The sequence below is a fragment of the Paenibacillus sp. XY044 genome (genome assembly GCF_002257645.1).
Taxonomy (GTDB): Bacteria; Bacillota; Bacilli; order Paenibacillales; family Paenibacillaceae; genus Paenibacillus_AQ.
Map to the genome: position 1 here is coordinate 263,004 of NZ_NQMO01000005.1, position 24,386 is coordinate 287,389.

20 protein-coding genes are annotated in these 24,386 nt (G+C 55.5%); 7 read left to right on the forward strand and 13 right to left on the reverse strand.

The annotated features are described in order from the left end of the window. Positions 1 to 108: 108 nt before the first annotated feature. From CJP46_RS21040 to CJP46_RS21050, 3 genes are read right to left on the reverse strand one after another with little or no spacing between them, the layout of a single operon-like run. Positions 109 to 867: an iron ABC transporter ATP-binding protein gene (locus tag CJP46_RS21040; RefSeq protein WP_094597592.1), complete on the reverse strand. Its 759-nt coding sequence runs from the start codon at positions 865 to 867 to the stop codon at positions 109 to 111. Next, a complete protein-coding gene (locus CJP46_RS21045) occupies positions 864 to 1,820 on the reverse strand; it encodes an iron chelate uptake ABC transporter family permease subunit (protein ID WP_094597593.1) in 957 nt (318 codons plus the stop codon). Before CJP46_RS21045 ends, CJP46_RS21040 begins: the two co-directional genes overlap by 4 nt. Beyond that, on the reverse strand, positions 1,817 to 2,779 hold the full coding sequence (locus CJP46_RS21050) for an ABC transporter permease (RefSeq protein ID WP_094597594.1): 963 nt from the start codon (positions 2,777 to 2,779) through the stop codon (positions 1,817 to 1,819). Before CJP46_RS21050 ends, CJP46_RS21045 begins: the two co-directional genes overlap by 4 nt. A gap of 258 nt (positions 2,780 to 3,037) precedes the next feature. On the opposite strand from CJP46_RS21050, the gene CJP46_RS21055 reads away from it, so the two are divergent. Beyond that, on the forward strand, positions 3,038 to 3,166 hold the full coding sequence (locus CJP46_RS21055; protein WP_076171988.1) for a DUF4023 family protein: 129 nt from the start codon (positions 3,038 to 3,040) through the stop codon (positions 3,164 to 3,166). Between the two features lie 350 nt (positions 3,167 to 3,516). Further along, the gene (locus CJP46_RS21060; protein WP_094597595.1) at positions 3,517 to 4,143 is read left to right on the forward strand and encodes a DedA family protein; all 627 of its coding nucleotides are present in this window, start codon (positions 3,517 to 3,519) and stop codon (positions 4,141 to 4,143) included. Between the two features lie 124 nt (positions 4,144 to 4,267). On the opposite strand, the gene CJP46_RS21065 is transcribed toward CJP46_RS21060, so the two are convergent. The 4 genes from CJP46_RS21065 to cccB form a co-directional block, all read right to left on the reverse strand. After that, positions 4,268 to 5,086 (reverse strand): carbohydrate ABC transporter permease, encoded by an 819-nt coding sequence (locus CJP46_RS21065; RefSeq protein ID WP_094597596.1) that lies wholly within the window; start codon positions 5,084 to 5,086, stop codon positions 4,268 to 4,270. Continuing rightward, positions 5,086 to 5,952: a carbohydrate ABC transporter permease gene (locus tag CJP46_RS21070; RefSeq protein ID WP_094597597.1), complete on the reverse strand. Its 867-nt coding sequence runs from the start codon at positions 5,950 to 5,952 to the stop codon at positions 5,086 to 5,088. The genes CJP46_RS21065 and CJP46_RS21070 overlap by 1 nt, the downstream gene beginning before the upstream one ends. Positions 5,953 to 5,981: 29 nt before the next feature. Beyond that, the gene (locus CJP46_RS21075) at positions 5,982 to 7,205 is read right to left on the reverse strand and encodes an ABC transporter substrate-binding protein (protein WP_094597598.1); all 1,224 of its coding nucleotides are present in this window, start codon (positions 7,203 to 7,205) and stop codon (positions 5,982 to 5,984) included. Positions 7,206 to 7,397: 192 nt separating this feature from the next. Next, the gene (gene cccB, locus CJP46_RS21080; protein ID WP_094597599.1) at positions 7,398 to 7,766 is read right to left on the reverse strand and encodes a cytochrome c551; all 369 of its coding nucleotides are present in this window, start codon (positions 7,764 to 7,766) and stop codon (positions 7,398 to 7,400) included. Between the two features lie 176 nt (positions 7,767 to 7,942). Here cccB and CJP46_RS21085 point away from each other — a divergent pair, with 176 nt between their 5' ends. The 4 genes from CJP46_RS21085 to CJP46_RS21100 all read left to right on the forward strand — a co-directional run bounded on the left by CJP46_RS21085 (position 7,943) and on the right by CJP46_RS21100 (position 11,772). Beyond that, positions 7,943 to 8,719 carry a gluconate 2-dehydrogenase subunit 3 family protein gene (locus CJP46_RS21085; RefSeq protein WP_094597600.1) on the forward strand — a complete coding sequence of 259 codons (777 nt, stop codon included), beginning with the start codon at positions 7,943 to 7,945 and terminating at the stop codon, positions 8,717 to 8,719. 33 nt (positions 8,720 to 8,752) lie between these two features. After that, on the forward strand, positions 8,753 to 10,474 hold the full coding sequence (locus CJP46_RS21090) for a GMC family oxidoreductase (protein ID WP_094597601.1): 1,722 nt from the start codon (positions 8,753 to 8,755) through the stop codon (positions 10,472 to 10,474). Between the two features lie 43 nt (positions 10,475 to 10,517). Further along, the gene (tatC, locus tag CJP46_RS21095) at positions 10,518 to 11,246 is read left to right on the forward strand and encodes a twin-arginine translocase subunit TatC (RefSeq protein WP_094597602.1); all 729 of its coding nucleotides are present in this window, start codon (positions 10,518 to 10,520) and stop codon (positions 11,244 to 11,246) included. 325 nt (positions 11,247 to 11,571) lie between these two features. Beyond that, complete coding sequence (locus tag CJP46_RS21100; RefSeq protein WP_094597603.1) at positions 11,572 to 11,772, forward strand: twin-arginine translocase TatA/TatE family subunit; 201 nt, start codon at positions 11,572 to 11,574, stop codon at positions 11,770 to 11,772. 631 nt (positions 11,773 to 12,403) lie between these two features. On the opposite strand, the gene CJP46_RS21105 is transcribed toward CJP46_RS21100, so the two are convergent. The 4 genes from CJP46_RS21105 to CJP46_RS21120 all read right to left on the reverse strand — a co-directional run bounded on the left by CJP46_RS21105 (position 12,404) and on the right by CJP46_RS21120 (position 18,885). Then, entirely contained in the window at positions 12,404 to 14,293 is a 1,890-nt protein-coding gene (locus CJP46_RS21105) for an ABC transporter ATP-binding protein (RefSeq protein ID WP_094597604.1), read from the reverse strand. Next, entirely contained in the window at positions 14,280 to 16,025 is a 1,746-nt protein-coding gene (locus tag CJP46_RS21110; RefSeq protein WP_094597605.1) for an ABC transporter ATP-binding protein, read from the reverse strand. The genes CJP46_RS21105 and CJP46_RS21110 overlap by 14 nt, the downstream gene beginning before the upstream one ends. Positions 16,026 to 16,157: 132 nt before the next feature. After that, positions 16,158 to 17,159 carry a glycosyltransferase gene (locus CJP46_RS21115; protein WP_094597606.1) on the reverse strand — a complete coding sequence of 334 codons (1,002 nt, stop codon included), beginning with the start codon at positions 17,157 to 17,159 and terminating at the stop codon, positions 16,158 to 16,160. 61 nt (positions 17,160 to 17,220) lie between these two features. Next, on the reverse strand, positions 17,221 to 18,885 hold the full coding sequence (locus CJP46_RS21120; protein WP_094597607.1) for a PucR family transcriptional regulator: 1,665 nt from the start codon (positions 18,883 to 18,885) through the stop codon (positions 17,221 to 17,223). 148 nt (positions 18,886 to 19,033) lie between these two features. On the opposite strand from CJP46_RS21120, the gene ald reads away from it, so the two are divergent. After that, on the forward strand, positions 19,034 to 20,161 hold the full coding sequence (gene ald, locus CJP46_RS21125) for an alanine dehydrogenase (RefSeq protein ID WP_094597608.1): 1,128 nt from the start codon (positions 19,034 to 19,036) through the stop codon (positions 20,159 to 20,161). Positions 20,162 to 20,249: 88 nt separating this feature from the next. On the opposite strand, the gene CJP46_RS21130 is transcribed toward ald, so the two are convergent. Then, complete coding sequence (locus CJP46_RS21130) at positions 20,250 to 21,008, reverse strand: stalk domain-containing protein (RefSeq protein WP_094597609.1); 759 nt, start codon at positions 21,006 to 21,008, stop codon at positions 20,250 to 20,252. A 239-nt stretch (positions 21,009 to 21,247) separates the two neighbouring features. Next, positions 21,248 to 24,373 (reverse strand): efflux RND transporter permease subunit, encoded by a 3,126-nt coding sequence (locus tag CJP46_RS21135; RefSeq protein WP_094597610.1) that lies wholly within the window; start codon positions 24,371 to 24,373, stop codon positions 21,248 to 21,250. Between the last annotated feature and the right edge of the window lie 13 nt (positions 24,374 to 24,386).

Consider the following 24,386-nt stretch of genomic DNA (forward strand, 5'->3'; position numbering starts at 1 on the left):
TGCATATAATTTCCCTTGGTTGGCACTGCAAATGATTCTTCTCTGGCCCTATTAACTCCGGGGGAAAGTTACGTTCGAACAAGCCGCTTCTCTCCCAGTCCTCAAGCTTCAGGCAAAATAAACGCAAATTTTATTATTGTTAATGTTCTCAATCGGGATATCCATTCCGTAGACCTGTTTCAGCACCGACGTATCGATAATCTCGTCCGACGGTCCTTCCTTCACGACCCTGCCGTTCTTCAGGGCGACGATATCGTCCGAGTAGACGGAAGCAAAATTGATGTCATGAATGACGATGATGACCGTCTTGCCCAGCTCATCCACCATTCGCCGCAGCACCTTCATGATCTGCACCGAGTGCTTCATGTCCAGGTTGTTCAGCGGTTCATCCAGCAGCACATAGTCGGTGTTCTGGGCAATGACCATGGCGATATAAGCCCGCTGCTGCTGACCCCCGCTCAGCCGGTCCAGGTACTGGTCCTGCAGATCGCCAAGCTCCATGTAATCGACGGCTTCCTGGACGTACTTCCAGTCCTCCGGCTTTAACCGGCCCTGCGAGTAAGGAAACCGTCCGAAGCTTACCAGCTCCTTGACCGTCAAGCGGACGTTAATGTGATTGGACTGCTTCAGAATGGAGATTTTCTTGGCGAGTTCGCTGCTCTTGCAGCGGTCCACCTGCTCCCCTTCGATCAGGATTTCACCGCTGTCCTTAGCAATAAGGCGGCTGATCATGGATAGAAGCGTGCTTTTGCCGGCCCCGTTGGCACCGATAAAGGAGGTGATTTTTCCTTTGGCGATGTTCACCGAGACGTTGTCGACCACTGTTTTGCCGCCATATTGCTTGGAAACTCCTTTAACCTCGATCACGATGATTTACTCCCCTTTAGCAAAAGATAGATGAAGTACACGCCACCAACCATGTTGATGATGACGCTCAGCGTCGAGGAGAAGGTAAATACCCGCTCCACCAGCAGCTGCCCGCCGACGAGGGCGACGATGCTGATCAGCACCGCAGCCGGGATCAGCAGCGCGTGCCGGTAGGTCCTCATCAGCTGATAGGCCACATTGGCCACGAGCAGTCCCAGGAAGGTGATAGGCCCGACGAGCGCCGTCGCGATGGAAATGAGCACGGCCACGACAATGAGCAGCCTTTTCACCACCCGGTCGTAATCGACGCCCAGATCTACGGCATGATCCCTTCCCATAGCAATAACATCGAGATACTTGGTATACCGAGTAAAATAGGCAGTCACCAGCACGATCCCGGCCGCCGACACCAGCAGCAAATCCGAATTGACGTTGTTGAAGCTGGCGAACATTTTGTCCTGGACGATTTGAAACTCGTTCGGATCGATGAGCACTTCCATGAAGGACGACAGGCTCTGAAACAGCGTGCCGAAAATCAGACCGAGCAGAAGCAGAAAGTAAATGTTCTGCCCTTCCCTTTTGAACAGGAGCTTGTAAAATACGACCGAGAACACGGCCATCATGCCGACGGAGATGAGAAAATTAACGTTCTTGCCCATCATCGTCAGGCTGACCGAGCCGAAGGCATACACCATGAAGGTCTGAAAAAGCATGTAAAGGGAATCGAGTCCCATGATGCTCGGCGTCAAAATGCGGTTATTGGTAATCGTCTGGAACACGACCGTCGAGAAGGCGATCGCTCCGCCGGTCAGGACCATGGCCAGCACTTTTTTGCCCCTGCGCGGAAGGATATAATCCCAGTTGCCGCCGGACTGGATCAGCATAAATATCGCAATCAGGACAAGGGCGATGACAGTTAAAACGATCAACTTGGTCAAGTTGGATTTGCTCATGTCGTGTACGCCCTTCTTCTCAGCAGTAGATAGATGAAGATCGCGCTGCCAATCACACCGACAGTAACGCCGATAGAGATTTCATACGGATAAATGATCACCCGGCCCAGGATGTCGCAGAACAGCACGAACACGGCTCCCAGCAGTGCAGTATGTAGCAGGCTTTTTTTCAGATGGTCCCCCAGATACAGCGTGACGATGTTCGGAACGACCAAGCCCAGAAAAGGTATCATGCCCACAGTTAAAATCACGACCGATGAGATGGCGGCGACGATGACCAGTCCGATATTGACCACGGCCTTATAGTTAAGACCCAGGTTCACCGCGAATTCCTCCCCCATGCCCGCGATCGTAAAGCGGTTCGCGAACAGATAGGCGATGATGAGGAGCGGAATGCTGATGTACAGCATTTCGTAGCGGCCCTTGAGAATCATGGAAAAGTCGCCCTGCAGCCAGGATGACATGTTCTGGATCAGATCGTTCTTATAGGCAAAAAACGTCGTCACCGAGCTCACGATGTTGCCGAACATCAGGCCGACGAGCGGAATAAAGATCGCGTCCTTGTATTTGACTTTATCCAGGATCCGCATGAAGATCATCGTTCCCAGCAGGGCAAAAACGAAGGCCACCAGCATTTTCACCAGCGGCGTCGCGTTACCAAACACCATGAGGGCTACCAGAATGCCGAACCTTGCCGAGTCCATCGTTCCGGCCGTCGTCGGCGACACGAACTTGTTTCTCGTCAGCTGCTGCATAATCAGGCCGATAATGCTCATGCTCGTGCCGGCGATGATAATGCTGATTAGGCGCGGCAGGCGGCTGATCCAGAGCACCTGCTTCTGTTCGGCTGTGAGATGTAACAGATCCAGCGGGGAAATATCCTTCACCCCGATAAACAAAGAAGCGGCTGAGAATGCGATAAGCAGAATCCACAGCGTCCACAGATAAGTGTTTTTCATGGCTACCCAACGCTTTCTATAGTCTGGCCAGTCATTGAAAATGCAGTGAAAAGGCATATGTCACTTTTGATCTAATTAATAATGATATTCATTCTCAATTAACTGACTTAGTTATTATTCTAACAGCTGACCGTCTTTTGTCAAACGTTTCTGGGTATTTTTAGTCTCGGCTTCATCCTCCGCAGATGAATGTCCGCCGCCCGGAGAGGTCATAGTAACAGGGAATGCCGACTGCAAACATAAGGAGGTTGAACAGCCATGGACAGCACGCATGAGTACGTGGAGAAGCTTCACGATACCCAGGAAAAGGCCCGCAAACACAAGGATGGCATCAGCAAGGGAGCCAGCGCGAAGCTTCCGACCAAGCAGCATGGCACGAAGAAATAACCGGTAATCCAAAAGGCACTTCCCTTTCGACCTGACGGGGAAGTGCCCTTTTTATTTGAAGATATAAGATAGTATAAGCTCCAGAGAGTGCTCCTCCTTATATCGCAAGAAAAACAACCGCTAACCGCGGTCTGTCTACTTTGAAGGTACGTCGATAGGCGTTTTTCTTATATTTCAGGGTTTTTCGCAAAGTTTCTGCAATCTCCAAGACCAAAGTCCAGTTTGAACCTAGGCCAGAGACAGTTTCTGGATGATCCGCTGCTGCTTTAGAATGGACGAAAGGCATGAGACGGCTTCGGCCTCAGGTCTGATCTGACCGCAGGCGGCGAAGGCCGGTAAGGAGAGAAACTATGGAGTGGATCATCCATCTGTTTGAACAATACGGGTATATGGTACTGTTTGGCGGCCTGTTCGCCGAATCTTTGGCAATCCCGTTTCCGGGAGAGCTCGCAATGGCCATCTCCGGCCATATGTCGACGCTGGGGAGCTTTCACCTGCTGCAAATTATTTTGTATTCGTATATCGGCGCCATCCTCGGTACGACGGTGACGTATATTATCGGCTATCGTATGGGAACGCCCTTTTTTGAAAAATACGGCAAGTACGTCCTTCTGAACCCGGCCCGGATCGCTAAAATCACCGGCTGGTTCGAGCGGTACGGCACCAAGCTCATTCTGATCTGTTACTTCGTGCCCGGACTTCGGCATTTTACCGGATATGTGTCCGGTGTGCTTCGGATCAACGTACGGACCTTCTTTCTCTATAACTATATCGGCGGACTCGTCTGGGTTATCGTCTATGTCATGATCGGCAGGCTGGTCGGCTCGAAGATCGAGCAGTTCCTGCATTTGATTTCCCGTTATTCGCTCGCCGCCATCCTGGTGGCTGCTGTGGTCCTGGGTCTCGTCGTGTACCTGAAGCGGAGAAAAAAGTCGTCATCCCCCCGGGTCAAAGCGGAAATACGGCAGGAGGATTAAGGCAGCCTTCCGACGGAAGCCAGCGACCGCGAAGACCGAACGTTTACCGCATCGGCATCCGACCACAGCATCAAAAGCCGCCCCCGCCGGCGCTTGCCCGGGGAGCGGCTTGTAAACGTACGCTTTATTTGACGGCACCCTGTGTCACGCCGTTGATGATCCATTTTTGCGCGAACAGGTAGATGATGATCATCGGCAGCATCGCCATCAGATACGAAGCGAAGGCCAGGTTGTAGTCCGTATTGAACTGTCCCTGGAAAATGTACTGCACGAGCGGCAGCGTATAGCTCGACTGGTCGCTGATGATAATCAGCGGGAGCAGGAAGTCGTTGTAGGTCGACAGGCAGATCAGGATGCCGACGGTGGCGTTAATCGGCGCCATCAGCGGGAAGATGATCCGCCAGAACGTGCCCCACGTCGTCGCCCCGTCCACCGTGGCGGCCTCTTCGAGTGCTGCCGGGATCGAGCGGATGTAGCCGACGTAGACGAAAACGTTAAAGGCCAGCGCATAGACCGTATGCAAAATCGTCAGGCCCACCAAATTGGTCATATGCAGCGCCGACGCCAGCTTGACGATCGGCAGCATGATGATCGGAAACGGAATGAACATCGCGCTGATGAAGTAGAAATACAGCCCTTTGAAGAACTTTCGGTGCATGTTCCGGGCGATGGCATACGCCACGAGCGAATTGGTCAGCAGCGTCAGCACCACCGTTGAGATCGTCACGGCAGCGCTGTTGCGGAGTGCGCGGAAGAAGTTGGTCATTTTCACCGCGTTCGAAAAGTTTTCCCAGTGAAACGTCGTTGGAATCGCGAAGACCGACCGCGTCATTTCCTCGGGATTCTTCAGCGCAATGGTCAAGGTCATGTACAGTGGGAACAGAATCAGCAGCGTCCCCAGGGCTATCAGGATCATGACGACCCAGTTCGTTTTCGTCCTCATTACATATCGCTCTCCCTTCCTTGAAGAAATTTAAGCTGCAGGATGGAGATGATCGCAATGACGATAAAATAAATGACGGAGTTGGCGGACTGGTAAGCAAATTCGCCGCCCTGGAACCCGCCGATATAGATCAGGTGCGAAATGGACTGCGTTGCCCGGCCGGGTCCGCCATTGGTCAAGGCGACGATCTGGTCGAAGACCATCAGCGAGTTTTTCATCGCCAGCACCATGTTGATCGTGAAGAACGGGGAAATGAGCGGAAAGGTGATTTTCCAGAATTCCTGCCAGCGGCTCGCCCCGTCCAGATTCGAAGCTTCGTACAACGAAGTCGGGATCGTCTGAAGTCCCGCCAGATACAGGATCGTATTAAACGCAATCCCCTGCCATACCGCTACGATCACAACCCCGATCCAAGCCAGGTTTTCGTTGCCCAGAATGTTCGTTGAGAACGCATGGATGCCCAGGTTCTGCCCCCAGATCGTAAAGACGTTGGAGAACAGGTAGTTGAAAATGTAACCGACGATGAGCACGCTCAGAATGTTCGGCAGAAAGTAAATGCCCCGGAAAAAGTTGCGCGCCTTAATTCGCGCATTCAGGCCAAGAGCGATCAGCAGACTGAGCACATTGATCAGAATGGTGACGACGATGGCGAACTTGAAGGTGAACAGATAGGCGTTCCCCACATTGCTGTCCGTAAAGAGGTTTGCATAGTTGCGGAATCCGATAAAGTCGTAATGCTTGCCGAACCCGTTCCAGTTCGTGAACGAATAGTAAATGCCCTGCAGTGCGGGCAGTGTCATAAATACGAAGAACAGTACGACCGCCGGCACGGTCATCCAATAAAACGCCGTAAGTCGCTTGGACATCCCTTCATCCTCCTCTTTTGATCATGATGTTATTTCCGGCTCTGAACCTTGTCCCACTCGGTATCCAGCGTCTTCAGATAGGCATCGATGTTCCGGTTTTGCAGGAATCCCTGAACGATCGAGTTCAGCTGCACGGCAGCCGGGATATAGTGGTCCGCAAAGTCGACGACTCTGCCCGCCTTGAAATAAGGCTGCAGCTCGACAACCGCCGGGTCGTCCTGCGTCACGCCCTTGACGGCCGAGAACGCGGTCTGCTCTTTGATGTACTGGCCGATGTTGTCCGGCTCGAGGAGAAAGGCGATGAATTCCTCCGCTTCTTGCTTATGCTTGGTGCTCTCGGAGATGGTCAGCAGCGTATCCACCCCGGAGATCAGCTTGTTCTTGTCCGGATCGTTACCCGTCGGGAACGGGAAGAAGCCGATATTCGCGTTCGGATTCGACTTCCGGATCTCCGGAATGGCCCAGCTTCCCTGGATGTACATGGCTGATTCCCCGCGGGCAAACGCGCGGTTGCCGTCCGCGTACGTCTTCCCGAAGTTGTCCCCGTGGCCGTAGTCCAGCAGCTTCAGCTGCTTCTCCGCCACCTCGCGGAACTTCTCCTGAAAGGTCACCTGGTTCTCACGGCGCTGCTTGAAGAAGTCGATGCCGACCAGATTGGGCGCAAGCGCGTTAAACGGCAGGTTCGTCTGCCAGTCGTCCTTGTATGTAAAGTAAAATGGGATGATGCCGCTCTCCTTGGCTTTCTGGGCGGTCGCAATCAGTTCATCCCATGTTTTCGGAACGCTCAGCCCCAGCTTCTTGAAGATGTCCTTGTTGTACATAATGCCGTTGGCGTTGGTCGCGTAGGGGATGCCGGTGATTTTATTCAGCCCCGTCACGTCCTTGAGCATTTGTATGTAGTTCGGATCAATGGACTCGACCAGCTTGCTCTGGGTCAGATCGGCGAAAATATCGCTCTGCGCCAGGATCGAATACGTGTCGGTTGCGCCCATGCCGATGACGTCTGGAATGTCGTTCTTGACGACCCGTGTCTTCAGGACCGTTTCGGCATCCGGCGGATTCACCTGGGTGACTTGGATCCCGGGATGCGAAGCGTTAAACTTGGCCACCAGCTTATCAAAGGAGCCCTTAGCCTCCGGTTTGTTTTGAAAAAACTCCAGCTTGACCTTCCCGGCGTTCTCCCCGTAATTCCCGCAGGCTGTCAGTATCGACGCGAGCAGCAGGCAGGCCAGAAGGATTCTTCCCGTTTTCATGCGAAACCCCCCATATCGAAATTCTTGATGTTGAATTTTATCTAAATTTACCCGATTTTGTCGAAGGGTAAACAAGCGACTGAGCATGAAGCCCACTACAAGTGGGCGAATGGAGCGCGGTTTCCCGGCTAAGTAAAAAAGCAGCCCCCTGACGGAAAGGCTGCTTTTTTCATGACTGGACCGGACCCGAGCCTATTTCTTAGTGGCCAGCCACTGGGCTACGCCTTGAATGTCAGCATCGGACAGCTGGCCTTTGAAAGACGGCATACCACCGCGGCCGTTCGACACAATCCCGGCGATTTCGTCCGCCGAGTATTTGGCTCCGATCTTTTGCAGGTTCGGTCCGACGGCGCCTTCGAGGTTGTTGCCGTGGCAGCTGACGCAGTTGGCTTTAAAGGTTGCTTCCCCATTGCCGGCTGCAGCGGTGCCGCCGGTTTGGCCGGTGGTCGTTCCGGCATTGTTATTGGCTGCGCCTTGGTTGTTGGTATTGTCGCTGCTCTTGCCGCAGGCGGACAGGGAAAGAACGAGCAGCAGGCTCAGGAAAATAATCGATTTTTTCATTGAGGTCGTCTCCCTTCAACTTTTTCAAATTTGCCTCAATACAGCTACGATGCCCCAGAAATAGGTTTTTCATGTACGTAGGTTTTTCATGTACTCAACTTTTTTTCCGGCCGGAATTGCGCTGTGCATAATATACCCAGCCAAGGGGAACATATCCGACAAGGAGGAATGAAACCATGGCAGAACAACAAAAAGAGCAACCACCAAGCGGGTCCAGGCGCCAGTTTCTGAAATATTCAGGGACGGCGATCGGCGGTCTGGTCGTCGGGGGCGTCATCGGCGGGGCCATTACCGGCGGCTTCAACAAAAAGAAACCGGCCACGAACGCGCCGACATCGCCGCAAACCGGAAAGCAGCCTGCTGCAGATTATAACCATGCGACCATGTACTTCAACCAACGCCAGCTGCAAATTACCCAGGCAGCGACGGAGCGCATTTTTCCGAAGGATGATAACGGCCCTGGAGCAAACGATCTGGGTGTCGCTTATTATATCGACCATCAGTTAGCGGGTCATTGGGGCTTCAACGCCCGTGAATACCGCATGGGGCCATTTGTCAAAGGAGAAGCCACGCAGGGCGACTATCAAAGCATTAACCGCAACGAGGTCTTCCTCCTCGGGCTCACCGCCATTGACAACGCCAGCCAGAAAAAGCACCAAAAGGGGTTCACCGACCTCGCCGACGAAGAAAAGGACGCCATTCTGGCTTCGCTCGAAAAAGGCGACATTGAAGTGATTAACGGCATTACCGGCAAAAGCTTCTTCGATCTGCTTCGCAATATGACAATCGAAGGCGTATATGCGGATCCGCTCTATGGCGGCAACGTCAACATGGAAGGCTGGAAGATGCGGAGTTATCCGGGCAACCAAATGTCCTATGCCAAAATCGTCGGCGAGGATGCTTTTGCCAAAACGGATCCACTCAGCCTGCATGACCATTTGGCCACCCATTAATTTCTACATGCTGACAGAGAAGGAGAGTTATCCATGGCTACGAAATTGCCGAAAGTCCCGGTATTGATCGTCGGGATGGGATGGATCGGCGGGATCATTGCCGCCGAATTAAGCAAGCAGGGAATCAAGGTCGTCGGCCTGGAACGCGGCAAGCCCCGTTCCACCGAGGACTATTACATGGTCCATGACGAGCTCCGCTACGCCCAGCGATATGAACTGATGCAGGATTTGTCCAAGGAAACGATCACCTTCCGGAATACGTCGAAAATGACGGCCCTGCCGATGCGCCAATACGGCGCTTTCCTGCTCGGGGAAGGTCTCGGAGGCGCGGGCATCCACTGGAACGGACAAACGTACCGGTTTCTGCCGTATGATTTCGAAATCCGGAGCAAAACGATCGAGCGCTATGGAAAGAAAAAAATCCCGGATGGCATGACCATACAGGACTGGGGTATTACATACGACGAACTCGAGCCTTACTTCTACAAGTTCGAGGCCGTCGCAGGGATCTCCGGGGATCAGGAACAGGCGGCGATGGTCGGCAAACGCTCTAAGCCCTTCCCGACCAAGCCGATGATCAAAACGCCGATGATCAATCTGTTCGAGGAAGCGACCAAAAAGCTTGGCTACCATCCGTATATGATGCCGTCGGCCAACCTGTCCGAGCAGTATACGAACCCGGACGGCATTACCCGCGCCCCTTGCCAGTACTGCGGGTATTGCGAGCGCTTCGGCTGCGAATACGGCGCCAAGGCCGATCCGGTCGTGACCGTCCTTCCGGTCGCACAGAAATCGGGGCATTTCGAGCTCCGCGAGTACGCCAACGTGACGGATATTCTGCATGACGGGAAAAAGGCCACCGGCGTGAAATACGTCAACCCGTTGACCGGCCAGGAGTACGAGCAGCCGGCGGACGTCGTCATCTTAGCGAGCTACGTGTTCAACAACGTCCGGCTGCTGCTGATGTCCAAGCTCGGCAAGCCGTACGAACCGAATACGGGAACGGGCGTTGTGGGCAAAAACTACGCTTACCAAACGAATGGCGGGTCGGCGACGGGATTTTATGACGACAAGCAGTTCAACCTGTTTGCCGGGGCCGGCGCACTTGGTATGGAAATTCCCGACTTCAACGGCGACAACTTTGACCACAGCGATCTGAATTTCATCCATGGCGCAGGAATCCGGATTTCGCAAACCGGGCTTCGTCCTATCGCAAACAATACAGTTCCAAAAGGGACGCCTACATGGGGCAAGGACTTTAAAGCCACTTCGCTGAAATACGCGAATAACTACTTGACCGTGTCGGCGCAAGGCTCGAGCATGCCGTGGAAACACCACTATCTCGATCTGGATCCGACTTACAAAGACGCCTATGGCAAACCGATGATTCGGATCACGTTCGATTTTGAGGAGCAGGACCGGCAAATGATCTCCTTCATGGCTGGCAAAACCGAAGCGATCATGAAGGAAATGAAGCCTTCGTCCATCGGCTCTTCCAAAGAGCTGGGGCCGTTCAATATCGTGCCGTATCAATCCACGCACAACACCGGCGGCGCGATTATGGGATCGGACCCTTCGACTTCGGTCGTCAACAACTATCTCCAGATGTGGGATGCCGAAAACGTGTTTGTCGTCGGCGCATCCGCCTTCCCGCATAACAGCGGTTATAACCCGACAGGCACCGTTGGCGCTCTCGCTTACCGGGCCGCGGAAGGCATTGCGAAATATTTGAAATCGGGCGGATCTCTCGTTTAAGCGAAAACGCCGCCTGTTGGCAAGGAAAAGCGGAGGGAATCAAATGGATCAAGACAACTGGATTGTTCATGTCGCCGAGGCGCGGAAGCGGCTGATCGTCGTCGGCATCTGCTTCATCGTGACGTTTGCCGCCGGATTGTACGCCGCCCCTGGCATCCTGCTCTACCTCAAGTCGCAGCCTTTGGCGGAGCCGATCGCCTGGAACGTGTTTTCCTTTACGGACGGAATCCTGATCTACATGAAATGTGCGCTCATCTTCGCACTCATGTTCACGGTTCCCGTCCTGCTGTATCAGCTGTGGGCGTTTGTTAAGCCGGGGCTGACCGAGCACGAGGCCAAGAGCGCGTTTCCCTTCATTCCGGTCGCGTTCATGCTTTTTCTGGCCGGACTGTCATTCAGCTACTACGTCGTGTTTCCGATGATGCTGAAGTTCATGAAGCGCATGAACCAAACGATCGGCGCAATCGAAACGTACGGGATTGACCGGTACTTTGGGTTCCTGTTCGATCTGGTCATCCCGATGGCTATCGCCTTTGAGCTTCCAGTGGTCATCCTTTTCCTGACCCGAATCGGAATCCTGACGCCGGATACGCTGAAAAAGACGCGTAAGTACGCGTACCTGGGACTGGCGATCCTCGGCTCCTGCATTTCGCCGCCGGATTTCGTCTCGCACCTGTCCGTCACCATTCCGCTCATCCTGCTGTTCGAGATCAGCGTATATGTATCCGTCCGCCAGTGGCGGAAGATGCAGTCCAGTCCATCCGGCAGCTAAAGAAGCCGTGGTTTTCTCGTCGAATCCATCTGGCAACTACAAAATTGCAGTCAAGCCCATCCGGCAGCTGCATTCGTCCTATCCGCCTAGCGGCTAGGAAGCTGCATTCCCTGCCCATCCGGCAACTGCATTTGTCCAATCTGCCTAGCGGCAGGAAGTTGAAGTCCCTGCCCATCTGGCGCCGCATCAGTCCAGTCGTCCGGCGGCTGCAACAGTCCAATCCGTCGAGCTGCCAGGTAGTTGCAGTCTCGCCCATTCGACAGCTGCCACCAGTCAAGACCGTCCGGCCATTGATACGTTAATCCAGAAAAGAGGTGTACATGCTATGCTGAACAACATTGGCGTATCCGGCCTGGTCATCATTCTGGCCATCGCTCTCGTCCTGTTCGGGCCATCGAAGCTCCCGCAGCTCGGAAGAGCCTTCGGAGACACGCTCCGCGAGTTCCGGAGCTCCACGCGCGGAATCGTTGAGGAAGAAGAGACTTCCTCCGAGTCTGCGGTGAAGCAGCTCGTCGAGAAGCGCTAAACAGATCAAAAGCAGCCTTCCCTTTGGGGATTGGCTGCTTTTCTCATGCGGGACTCTCTTCGGGTGAGAAACTGGCTGCATTTTCATGAAAGGTCCTTCCGTGGTGAGCCGCTGATTTTTCATGTGAGGTCCTTTCGGGATGAGTGGCAAGTGTTTTCATATGGGGTCCTCCCTGGAGTAAGACTGTCTGCTTTTTTCATGGGGATCCCCTCCAGGTTTCAAACCATCCAACTGCTCCACGGTACTCCCTAGATCTCAAATCATCCGACTGCTCCACGGTACTCCCAAGATGTTTGAACGGGCCCTCAAACACCCCACCCTCATGTACACCATTTGTCCTTATCCATTGGACATACTCTCGTTTTGTCTTACAAAAGGTGGACACGACACATATATTCTCCTGCTGGCGGCTTGATGCGGATATCCCTATATCTAGTGCCAATATCCATTACACACCCTATATACTGAAGCGATTGGTGGAGCAAAGTGATAGTGCCTTTGTCCACCTTTTAAAAGACAAAATTGCAATTTGTTCTCTATCAGTAGACAATTCCAATATAATAGTGAACCAGCAGTGGTACGCGAACCGATCAGCTATTTCATCGCCTCTCTCCATATCGCTAACCAACAGCTATTCCCCGGCATTCTCCAGGTTTTTGAACTGGCTCTCGAACATCCGGGCGTAGAAGCCCTGGCGCCCGATCAATTCATCGTGGTTGCCCTGCTCCACGATCTCGCCGTGATCGATGACCATGATGTTGTCAGCGTCCCGGATCGTGTTAAGCCGGTGCGCGATAATGAAGGTCGTCCGGTCCTTCATGATTTGGAGCAGCGCATCCTGGATATGCAGCTCAGTTCGGGTGTCGATGCTGCTCGTCGCCTCATCGAGGATGAGGATCGAGGGTTTCGCCAGGATGACCCGGGTGATGGCCAGCAGCTGACGCTGACCCTGGCTGAGATTGCCGCCGTTCTCCGACAGCTCCGTCTCATAGCCGTCCGGCAGGCGGCGGATGAACACGTCGGCGTTTGCCATCACGGCGGCTTGGCGGATTTCCTCGTCCGTCGCGTCAGGCTTGCCGTACTTGATGTTTTCCTTGATCGTGCCGGAGAACAGGTACGTGTCCTGCAGCACGATCCCGAACGTGCGGCGCAGGCTGTCGCGGGTATACTGGCGGATATCGACGCCGTCGATTCGGATGGAACCCCCGGTCACGTCATAGAACCGCGTCAGCAAATTGACGATCGTCGTCTTGCCCGCCCCTGTCGGCCCCACCAAGGCCGTACTGGTTCCCGGCTTCGATTCGAAGCTGACCTTCTTCAGGATCGACACCTCAGGCCGGTATCCGAAGCTTACGTCCTCGAATACGACGTGGCCTTTGGTGCGATCGAGCCGTACCGCATCCGGCAAATCGTCCGGCTCCTCCTTCTCGTCCAGCACCTCGAACACCCGCTCCGCACCGGCCACGCCGGATTGCAGCAGATTGTAGATGTTGGCCAGGTCGTTCAGCGGACGAACAAACTGGCGGGAGTAGCTCAGGAAGCTCGCGATCACGCCGACGGTAATGAGGCTCTTGACGGCGAGAATCCCGCCGACAAGAGCGACCGCGGCGAAGCCGATGTTGTTGATGACGTTCATGAGCGGCATCATGAAGCCGGAGCGAATCTGCGCTTTGAGCCCGACTTCAAACAAGCGGCCGTTGACCGCCTCAAACTCGTTGATCGCCTGATGCTCATGATTGAATGCCTTGACGACTTCCATGCCGGAAATCGTCTCTTCGATATGTCCGTTCAGCATGCCGAGCTGAACCTGCTGCTCCTTGAACAACACCGATGTTTTGCGGGTGACCGTGCGCGTCAGCAAATACAGAATCGGTACGGTTATGAGGCTCGCCAGGGTCAGGATCGGGCTGAGCACGATCATCATCACCAGCGAGCCGATGATGGCGATGCCGCCGGCCATCAGCTGCGTGGTGGATTGGGAAACCGTCTGGCTCACATTGTCGATATCGTTGGTCAGCCGGCTCATTACTTCCCCGTGGGAACGGGCGTCAAAATAAGAGACCGGAAGCTTTTGCAGCTTCTGAAACAATGAGCGGCGCAGCCCCGCAACGATTCGCTGCGATACGCCGGCCATCAGCCAGCCCTGCAGGAAGACAAGCACGACGTCCGTGATATAGGCAGTGGCAAGCACGATAATAAACGACTGAAGCAGCCCGAAAGCGACGCGTCCATGGTTCGCGGACATAGCGTCGATCGATTTGCCGATCAGAAACGGCCCGATCAGGGTCACGCCGGCATCGATGATGATAAACACCATGATCAGGCTGAGCAGCTTGCGCTCGCGTCCGAAATAGCGCCACAAGCGCCCCATCGTTCTCCGGAAGTTCTTGGGCTTGACCGGCTTGCCCCGGCCCATGGCCCCGTTTCCGGGTCCCCTCATCATCCCGCCAGGGCGTCCCGCAGGACCCGGTGCTCCCGGAGGCGGCGCCTGCTGTCCTTGTGCGGCTTCATTCTGCGGCATGCTGATGCATCTCCTTTCCCATCTGGGATTGGTAAATTTCCTGGTAGACCCGGCACGTCTCCATCAGCTCTTCATGTGTGCCCGTGCCGACCATCTCCCCGCGGTCCATCACCACGATCCGGTCGGCATCCATGACCGACGTGATCCGCTGGGCGATCAGAATGCAGGTCAGCTCGCTGGCATATGTCCGCAGCGCTTCCTTGATTCTCGCCTCGGTCGCGACGTCCACCGCGCTCGTGCAGTCGTCGAGAATCAGAATTTCCGGCTTCTTCACCAGTGCCCTGGCAATGGACAAGCGCTGTTTCTGCCCGCCCGAGAAGTTGACCCCGCCTTGGCCGATCCGGCTGGCGTAGCCTTCCGGCGAAGCCGTGATGAAATCATGCGCCTCGGCGATCCGGCACGCCTTCTCCATTTCCTCAGGGCCCGCGTCTTCCTTGCCCCATTTCAAATTGTCCTCCACCGTGCCGGTGAAGAGCATGATCTTCTGTGGAACGACGGCAATCATATCGCGCAGCGCATGCGGATCCATATCCCGCACATCGGTGCCGGCTACTTTGATCCGCCCTTCGCTGGCATCGTAAAAGCGCGGAATCAGGCTGACCAGCGTACTTTTGCCTGAACCGGTCGAGCCAATAATGCCCACCGTCTCCCCAGGGAGGCAGGTCAGCGTAAAGTCGCGGATGACCGGGTCGCCCTGGGTGCCCGCATAGGAGAAGCTCACATGCTCGAAGTCGATGCGTCCACGCTGGGAAGCGTGTTTCGCCGCCGAATTGCCTCCGTGATCCAGCCCGCTTCCTTCGGCAAACACCTCGCCGACCCGGCCGGCGGACGCCTTGGCACGCACGAACATGTTGAAGACGTTGCTGATCATCATCAGCGAGAACAGCATTTGCGTCATATAGTTGATGAAAGCGATGATGCTTCCGACCTGCATCTGCCCGTTGTCGACCCGTAACCCGCCGATCCAGAGGACGGCAATGATGCCGAAATTGAGGAAGAGCGAAATGCCCGGCCCGAAGACGGACATAACTCTCATCGACAAAACCGAGCGGCTGGACAGTTCCGTGTTGGCGTTTTCAAATTTTCCCACTTCATAATCAAAGCGGTTGAACGCCTTGACCACCCTGACGCCCGACAAGTACTCGCGCATGACGCCGTTTACTTTATCCAGTGCCCGCTGCACCCGAATAAAGAATGGAAAACCGATCTTCATGTTCAGCACGATCAGGACCGCCACAATTGGCACCACCGCCGCCAGTACGAGCGACAAATGCAAATCCAGGCGGATGGCCATGATGAGACTGCCCACGCACAACAGCGGCGCCTTGACGAAAAACCGCATCATCCCGTTGACGAAGTTCTGCACTTGGGTGACGTCGTTCGTCAGCCGCGTGATGAGCGAGGCCCGGTCGAATTTATCCATGTCCTCGAACGACAGGGACTGGATTTTCCGGAACAAATCCGAACGCATTTCCGCCCCGAACCGCTGGGATACATGGCTTGAAATGATGTTTCGGGCGGTGGCCGACACCGCGCCGACGGCGGTGATCAAGAGCATGAGCCCTCCGTAATGGAGGACCTGATCCATCCGGCTCTGGGCCACCCCGACATCGATGACCTTGGACATCATGGTTGGCTGCAGCAGGTCGCACAGCGACTCAACCGCCAGAAACAATACCGCTACGCAAAACAGTTTCCAGTATTTCTTGACATACTTGTTGAAAAAGGACATGGCTGCATCACCTTTTACGCTTATTTTAGGTAAAGCTACATGTTCACCGATATGTAATTTAAGACATATACACTAGTGAAGATTACTCCTTTTTCGGTCATCTGTCACGACCAATATCCGGCAAAAACAGTTTTATTCCCTAAGCCACTTATCAAAAAACTCGCGATACCCTTCCTTCATGATGCGGCTGGAAAAGCTCTCAAACGCATAGCTCCGGTTGTCCCAGGAATACGAGGACGGCGATGCCGCCGCCATATTGACGAGCTCAAACCAATTTTTCTCGTTCCCTGAAAACGAGTGCCTCGCGCTGATATGACCGTAACACGGGTGCTCTGGCTTTACGACGATTTTGCCCATGGCGAGCGCCTCGGTCAGCGGCATGGCGAACGTATCGAATTTCGAACAGTTCCAGTACACCTTAGCCGTGTTCATCAGCTTAAAAATGTCATCCTGGCTCAGCGCAAACTGCAGCCGGACATTGAGCGGAATGTCGTACTTCTTCATGCTCTCCCGGTAGCGTTCGCCCCCGAAGACCATGTATACCTCCTTATCCGGATTTTGCCGGGCATACTCCAGCACGAGATCCGGCCGGCGGTTCTCCTCGTCCCGCCCGATCCACAGAATGCGGTTGTTCACGATCTGCGACGGGTCAAAGTGCCGCTCCGCCAAGTCCTCGCTGAAGCCGATCGGGATGACATCCACGTCGGTTACCCCGAAATTGCGGGCAAGCTCGCCTTTCAAAAACTCGGTCTGCACGATCGCCTTGTCCACCATTTGATAAAAAGGCTTCATCATGTCGTATCCCGTCAGGGCCGGGTCGGGAAAACTGTGCGGAAAGAGCACGCTGTTTTTCAGAAACATTTTCAGATAGGTAAATCCGGATACCGTATAGATCACGTGCTCGATGCCGTTCGCATAGATCTGGTCCAGCACAATGTCATAGTTCACCAAGTCGCCCTTTTCATGCTCGTATCCCGGCACCCAGTCATACCCGCTCACATGGCGCTCCGGAGATATAAAGACGATATCCACCCCCAGCTCACGGCCGATGGCCTGCAGGCGGTCCGCAAAGACGCGCGGCCCCTGTCTTTCGGTAAATTGGATCTTTCTCATGACCAGTCCGACTTTTTTCACAACTTCATCATCCTTTATCTGCACTGCCTTTCTGAGTTGAAAAATCAACAGGTTTGGAGGGTCAGGACACGAGCGGACAGGCTAACAACGCCATTTCCAGGCAAATGCGCCGTTCCGGCTCCAAAAAGTCCTCCACGAGAATTTCATTCAGTTTGTCTAGCCGATTGTACAGGGTCTGCCTGTGAATGAACAGCGCCTTGGCCGTATCGTTCTTCGAGCCCATGTACTGCAAATAGACGTCCAGCGTCTGCACCAAATGCAGATGATGCTCCTTGTCGTAAGCCATCAGCGCCCCAAGCTGCTCCTCGACGAATGATTCGAGGAACGCTTTGTCCGGGATGGCCTTCAGCAGCTGGTAGACGCCGATTCGCTCGTAGAACAGGCTGCTGCGCATCAGCTCCACCGTGCGGGATACCTCCATCACCTGCTCCGCTTCCTTGAAGCCCTTGTACATGTCGGTCATCCGCGGGCGGATGCTGCCAAAGCCTGCGTGCAGGCTGAACGGCTGGGACAGACCCACGCCCGTCAGGCGCAGGCTCTCTACGGTACGGCGCACCGCCTGCTTCAGGGCCGCCGCGTTATCTCCCGAAGCGGAACGCTCCCTCGCGCACAAAATGTAAATGCGGTGCCCCTTCTGCATCAGCAAGTTGTGCAGCCCATGCTTCTTCAGCAGAGCACGCAGCCGGACGAGGAGATCCTGCTCCTCGGCTTCGATCCGGTCCCGGTCGGGCCGCAGGGCGCTGTCCGGATATTCCAGCTCGACGATGCCGCCGATGAAGAGCGCCTCCCCCTGTTTGGCCGGACTTACCCCCATCCGGGAACGCGCCGCCTCCTCGTCCTCCAGCTGATGGGACAGAATATCCTGGATCAACTGGTTCTGATCCCGAAGATGCTTTTCCTCCAGGAACAGCATCCGCAGCAGCAGCGTGGCCAGCGATTTGGCCGTGTAATCCAGCAGCAGGACGATCCGGTCCAGCGGCTGCTGGCCCGGGAGGATCATCCCCACGTACGCCAATGTCTCGCCGAGGCAGATGACGGGCTGCGAGAGCAGCAGCCGGTCGCCCGGCATCGGGAAGCGGCTGGGTTCCTGGGCGGCCGCTTCATTTCCCTCCACCTGCTTGCGGTAGAAGAAGGTCAGCTCGTCGGCCTCCTCCGCCGTCGCCGGCTTAGGACAAAATTTATTTGTCTCCACGGACGAATGATACACAATTTGATAACCCGTGTATTCATATAATACATGGAGAACGGCATGAACATCCGTACTCTGCAGGGTAATTTGCTGCAGCCGGCGGGAGAAAGCCTCCAGATCCTTCAGCAGCTGATGCTGCTGGTTGATCAGCAGCCCGTGAATATCCTGGGTGATTTCAACGAAGCGGACAGGCTGCTCGAACACGAGCAGCGGAAAGTCGCACTGGTCCGCCAGCTCGATGATCTCCTCCGGAATGTCTTCAATGCTCGTGCCCAGCTCCACGCACAGCCCCGCCGCCTGCTGGCGGATGAGCTGCTGCATGTAGGACAGGCGCTCCTGCTCGTAATGATGGAGCCAAAGGCCGGTGGTGAGGATCAGGTCATTCTTCGTGACGAACGGGGCCACGTTCGTGATTTCGAGAATATGCACCCAGCCCACCTCGCGGTCCAGGCCGTTCGCTCCGGCAATCAGCCGGGCCCGCTTGAACACCGGGCGCTCCAGCACTTCCCGGATATGCAGGTTGAAGCCGCTGCTCATCGGCATTCACATCCCTTATGTTAATTATGGTAACACCAGCCGAACATTATGTCCTGCCGCTGCGGCAAACGGATTGACAAGACGTATGATGAATACGCGCCGATTCGATTGTACACTTTTAATATATTATGAGGTGAGGTGATCTGTCATGAAAATCGGAGTACCCAAGGAAATTAAAAACAACGAAAATCGCGTCGCCGTCACGCCGGCAGGTGCCCTCGAATTGATTCAGCACGGACACACGGTTTATATCGAGCATCAGGCCGGAGCGGAAAGCGGATTCCCCGATGAAGAATACAAGCAGGCCGGAGCCACCATTCTGACGGAAGCATCGGAAGTATGGTCCCAGGCCGATATGATTATGAAAGTCAAAGAGCCGCTTCCCAGCGAGTACGGATATTTCCGCAAAGGACTGATCCTGTTCACGTACCTGCACCTGGCCGCCGAGCCGAAACTGGCCGAGGCGCTGGTTCAGTCCGGCGTTACCGCCATCGCCTATGAAACCGTGAACGTGAACGGCACCCTTCCGCTGCTCACGCCGATGAGCGAGGTGGCCGGACGCATGGCCGCGCAGATCGGCGCCCAGCTGCTGGAGCGCCCGCATGGCGGCAAAGGCATCCTGCTCTCCGGCGTTCCCGGCGTATCGCGCGGCAAGGTGACGGTCATCGGCGGCGGCACGGTCGGCATGAACGCGGCGAAGATCGCCGTGGGCCTCGGCGCCGACGTCTCCCTGCTCGATCTCAGTATTCCGCGTCTGCGCCAGCTGGACGACATTTTCGGCAGCCAGATCAAGACGTTGGTGTCCAGCCCGTCGAACATTGCCAAGTCGGTTCAGGAGGCGGACCTCCTGATCTGCGCCGTCCTGATCCCGGGCGCCAAGGCGCCGCGCCTCGTCACCGAGGATATGGTCAAATCGATGAAGCCGGGTTCGGTCATCGTGGACGTGGCGATCGACCAGGGCGGCATCGTCGAAACGATCGACCATATTACGACGCACGATAACCCGACGTACGTGAAGCACGGCGTCGTGCACTACGCGGTGGCGAACATGCCGGGAGCGGTGCCGCAGACGTCCACCCTGGCGCTGACGAACGCCACCATGCCGTTCGCCCTGAAGCTCGCCGGCGAGGATCTGCAGCATCTGCTAACGACGAACAGCGCCATCCGCAGCGGGGCGAACGTGGTCAACGGCAGTATTACCTACGAGGCGGTGGCCCGCGACCTCGGCTATGACTACGTGCCGGCGGAAAAGGCGCTGGGACGCATTAAAGTGTAGTTTTACCATCCAGCTCCGCGAGACCCTGTCCATGTGCAAAAACCGGCCTCCTGATCATCAGGAGCCGGTTTTTATGTTTCGCTTTGGATTACTTGACGGTGATCTGAATCTCGGTGGATTCCTCGAAACGCTCGCCCGTGGACTTCAGGCTAAAACGAGTCCCGGCACTAATCGTGTACTTCCCGGGAGGAAGGGTGCTCCATCTGGTGTCCTTCAACATCTGGGCGGGCAATTCCTCATTCGGGTGGGCCCTCTGGTAGATCGTAAAGTTATAGCTTGGGATATCGATGGATGAGTCCAGCTGATCCAGAAACACATCGCCAGGCGAATATGTAGTGGGGATCAGGATCGCTGGGATAAGGGCGCCCCCTCCCTCCCCCGCCTCATTGAGAATCTTAAAGTAGAAAGGCTTAAAGCCCTGATTAACAACCGCGTCCTTGTCCCCTAGATACTCCAGCTGCGCCCAGACCGGAATCGGCTCGCCGTTAGGAACCTCCGTTTCGGCTGCATAAATGGACAGCTTGAAATCCCCCAGCGTCTTCGAGGCATGAACCTGCGACTTGCCGTTCACCGGGACAGGCGTATCCACATGCACCGTATTGAACTCCTTGTCGTAAGAGACCGTGGCCCCCATCGCCGTGGAAACGTCTCGCAGCGGGACATACGTCGAGTCCCGGTAAGAGAACATCGGACCGGTTCCGCCTTTCGCCTCTTCCCCGTTAACAACCAGCCGCGGCTGAACTGGCTTGACCTGAAGCGTATCGGAGGAATAGGCGGCGATGGATAAGCTCCATGCGGCGGCGGCCAGACCGGTTACCGCACCTGCCCGAATCCATAATTTGCTCATCTGCTGCACCTCTTTTCCATGAATCCACTGTCCTGTACTTTAATGGACATTTCATAGCGTTTCCCTTATCATACCATGCACATGGAAATTTTTTGAAGAAACAAGGTGCAGCAAACAACGTTATCCCCCTCTTGATTGCTCCTTAGGAGATAGTCAGAAGGTCCTCGGGGGTTTCTCAGAAGGTCTTCGGGAGATTTCTCCGAAGATTCTCTAGTCTGCTCAGAGGTATCCGAAGGTTCTCACGAGGTTCGCAACAGCGTTTTTGGGCCACTGTCTGCTGCCGCGGAACTGAAGCGGCGAACAAGCACCCAATCATACAAAAGCGGGATGAGCAGCAGGCTGATCAGGGTGGAGCTGATCATTCCGCAAACGACGACGATGCCGAGCATTTTCGAGATGACCGTATCGCTGCCGTTCGAAAAGCACAAAGGCAGCAGCGTCAATACGGTCGTAACCGCCGTCATCAATACAGGGCGCACCCTGGAGGAGGTGCCGAGAAGGATCGCTTCGCTCGGGGCCATCCCTGCGGACAGATGGCGCTCGACCCGGTCCACCAGCACGATTCCATTCGTTGCGGCAATGCCGGTAATCATCAGCAGGCCGACGAGCGTGGCCAGGTCCCATTCTCCCCCGGCCAGGACCATTCCGGCAATGGAGCCGATAAAAGCGAAGGGAATGCCGGCAAGCACGCACAAGGGAGCCCTCCAACCCCTAAAGACCATGCTCAGGATTAAGAGGATCAGCACGACGGATACCGATAAAGCGATCGCCATTTCCCCTATCATCTGCCCGACCTGAGCGGTGATGCCGTTCATCGAGTAATGCACGCCGGCGGGCATGGTCAGCTCACCCAGACGCTTTTTGACTTGTCCGGCGACCCGCTCGATATCCCTGGACGTAATATTCGCGGTCACCACGGCGAAAGGCTCGCCGTCCCGCTCCCGAACGACCGTCGCCCCGGCAGCCCTCGTCAAGGTCGCCAGCTGTTCCAGCGGCACGAGCCTGCCGTCCTCGCCCTGGAACGTTTCCCGTCCAAGCACGGCCAGTACCTCCGTTTCCGGCAGCTCCATGACGGAAGCGCCGTTGCGGGCAGCCGGCAGTTCGGTCCGAATTTCAAGGGGAACCGCATCCTGCCTTCCGGCGTTCATCTCGAGCAGCGTCCCTCCGGCCAAATAATTCCGGACTCTTTCAAGCACCTGCTCTGGCTTCACGCCGGCGCGGTCCAGCTTGGCCCGGTCCAGCTCGACCCGGTAACCCGCCAGGCCGTCCTCATCGTCGGCGGCTCCCAGAACGCTCAAGTCCGACATCCCTTCCAGGCTGCTGCGGATCGTTCCGGCGGCCTGCTCCAACGTGGCGCCGTCGGCCCCGGTTAAATCAATCTTTACTTGGGAGTCATCCCCGGAAATATTCTGGTTCGTGACAGTCACCACCGCACTGCCCGACAAGGCGGTCAGCCGTTCCTTCAGCCTCGCCGTCACTGCATCGACATCCTCTCCCTTTTGCACGGACACGGCAATATTGGCGATATTGTCGCCCTGGATCCATCCTCCGCCCGCGTCAAACACATCGTCGAATTGAGGCGTGAAAGTGGAGCCCAGCACCGATGAATAGGCGGAAACTCCGGAATCCGAAGCAAGGACTTGCTCCATACGCTTGACGGCAGCATCCACCTGAGGCAACGTCGTCCGTTCGGGAAATTCCAGCTGGACGTCGACTTGCCCTGTGGAGTTGGCTGGCAAAAAGTTTACCGGCAGCAGAAACCCTCCGGCGACGGCACCTATCAGTAGCACCGCAAAGACGGACAACAATCTCCCCTTTCGGGGAAAGGCCCACTGCAGGATACGCCGGGAAACCGGGTCAAAGGAGACGGCGGAAGCGCTGATGCGGTCTTTTTGCCATACATAATACAAAGCGGGGACAACCATTGCCGCTACCAGCAGCGAGGTCAGAAGCGCAATCACCACAGACCATGCGAACCCCGAAAATGCGGAGCCAATCATCCCGCCGACCAAAGCGATGGGGACAAACACCGCGACGGTCGTTGCCGTCGACGAAACGATGGCGGGCAGCATTTCCTTAGCCGCTTCGGATATCCGCCCGGAAGATAGAGATTTGGCTTGGTTCTGCTTGCGGTGGATATTGTCGAGGATCACGATCGTGTCATCGATCACCCGCCCCATCGCCACGACCAGTCCCGAAACGGTGAGAATATTGAGGCTGAATCCCATCACATGGAGCAGTCCCGTGGTCACCAGAATGCAAATCGGCAGCGACAGCGCAATGAGCAGCGTGGAGCGGACACTGCGGAAAAATAGAAATACGCTGACCATGGAAAAAAAACATCCTAACAGCCCTTCCCGAAATAACCTGTTCAGGGAAGAATGGACCTGTGCTCCCTGGTCAAACATGACGGAAAGTTTCACGTCCTCCGGCAGGTAGCCGGTCATTCCTGAGAGACGGTCGCGAATGCCCTTCGATACCTCCGTAATGTTGGCCGACGGTTTTTTGAGGATATCCAGGACGACGCTCGCAGCTCCTCCGGTCCGGGAAATCGTCTGCATATCAACCAGCGATGGAGACAGGGCCGCAACCGAGGAGAGGGGCGCGCTCTGACCGCCGGCTCCGCGGACGTTAAGGCCCATCCAATCCGTCTGGTCCGGACTCCAGCCCGAGGCTTCAAGAGGGATGGACATGACGCTGTCCGTCAGCTTGCCTTGAACCGAAGGAAAGGATACCCCGGCCAGAGACTGCTTGACGTTATCGACCGTTAATCCGGCCTTGGACAGATCCTCCATCCGAACCGATAGAACATAGCCGTTCCTCGCGGAGCCGGTAGCCCGGACTTCGCTTACGCCCGGTGTATGCAGCAGTTCATCGGCGATTTGGGCTTGAATGGTCGTTCTCAGCGTATCTTCATCCACTTTTCCCGATGGACTTGTCACCGTCAGCCTCATGATCGGAAAAGAGCTCGTGCTGACACGGGTGACGGTCGGCTCGCCCGCGCCTGACGGCAAAGCTACATCCCGCAAAGCATCGGTTACATCCCGCTCGGCTCGATCCATGGTGTAATTCAAGGGAAAATACATACTGATCAGGAGTCCGCCGTTAAAACTGTTCGTCTCCAGCGATTGGAGCTCTTCCACGCCGCGGACCGCTTGCTCGATCGGCTTCGACACGTTGTTCCTGATTTCCTCGGCCAGGAAACTTGGGGCATGAACCGTAATCATGAGGGTGGGATTATTGATCGGCGGGAGATAGTCCCGATGCATACGGTAAGCGGATATTCCCCCCCAGACCAAGATGATGGCCAGCAGGATCAGAATCAGCGCAGTTCGTTTCATCGCTGCCTCGATGAGTCTGTTCACATTACTCAGCTCC

Bases quoted from the DNA above. Each gene is read 5' to 3' on its own strand.
- CJP46_RS21045 (WP_094597593.1), bottom strand. From the start codon at position 1,820: ATGAGCAAATCCAACTTGACCAAGTTGATCGTTTTAACTGTCATCGCC.
- CJP46_RS21050 (WP_094597594.1), bottom strand. From the start codon at position 2,779: ATGAAAAACACTTATCTGTGGACGCTGTGGATTCTGCTTATCGCATTC.
- CJP46_RS21055 (WP_076171988.1), top strand. From the start codon at position 3,038: ATGGACAGCACGCATGAGTACGTGGAGAAGCTTCACGATACCCAGGAA.
- CJP46_RS21060 (WP_094597595.1), top strand. From the start codon at position 3,517: ATGGAGTGGATCATCCATCTGTTTGAACAATACGGGTATATGGTACTG.
- CJP46_RS21065 (WP_094597596.1), bottom strand. From the start codon at position 5,086: ATGAGGACGAAAACGAACTGGGTCGTCATGATCCTGATAGCCCTGGGG.
- CJP46_RS21070 (WP_094597597.1), bottom strand. From the start codon at position 5,952: ATGTCCAAGCGACTTACGGCGTTTTATTGGATGACCGTGCCGGCGGTC.
- CJP46_RS21075 (WP_094597598.1), bottom strand. From the start codon at position 7,205: ATGAAAACGGGAAGAATCCTTCTGGCCTGCCTGCTGCTCGCGTCGATA.
- cccB (WP_094597599.1), bottom strand. From the start codon at position 7,766: ATGAAAAAATCGATTATTTTCCTGAGCCTGCTGCTCGTTCTTTCCCTG.
- CJP46_RS21085 (WP_094597600.1), top strand. From the start codon at position 7,943: ATGGCAGAACAACAAAAAGAGCAACCACCAAGCGGGTCCAGGCGCCAG.
- CJP46_RS21090 (WP_094597601.1), top strand. From the start codon at position 8,753: ATGGCTACGAAATTGCCGAAAGTCCCGGTATTGATCGTCGGGATGGGA.
- tatC (WP_094597602.1), top strand. From the start codon at position 10,518: ATGGATCAAGACAACTGGATTGTTCATGTCGCCGAGGCGCGGAAGCGG.
- CJP46_RS21100 (WP_094597603.1), top strand. From the start codon at position 11,572: ATGCTGAACAACATTGGCGTATCCGGCCTGGTCATCATTCTGGCCATC.
- CJP46_RS21105 (WP_094597604.1), bottom strand. From the start codon at position 14,293: ATGCCGCAGAATGAAGCCGCACAAGGACAGCAGGCGCCGCCTCCGGGA.
- CJP46_RS21110 (WP_094597605.1), bottom strand. From the start codon at position 16,025: ATGTCCTTTTTCAACAAGTATGTCAAGAAATACTGGAAACTGTTTTGC.
- CJP46_RS21120 (WP_094597607.1), bottom strand. From the start codon at position 18,885: ATGAGCAGCGGCTTCAACCTGCATATCCGGGAAGTGCTGGAGCGCCCG.
- ald (WP_094597608.1), top strand. From the start codon at position 19,034: ATGAAAATCGGAGTACCCAAGGAAATTAAAAACAACGAAAATCGCGTC.
- CJP46_RS21130 (WP_094597609.1), bottom strand. From the start codon at position 21,008: ATGAGCAAATTATGGATTCGGGCAGGTGCGGTAACCGGTCTGGCCGCC.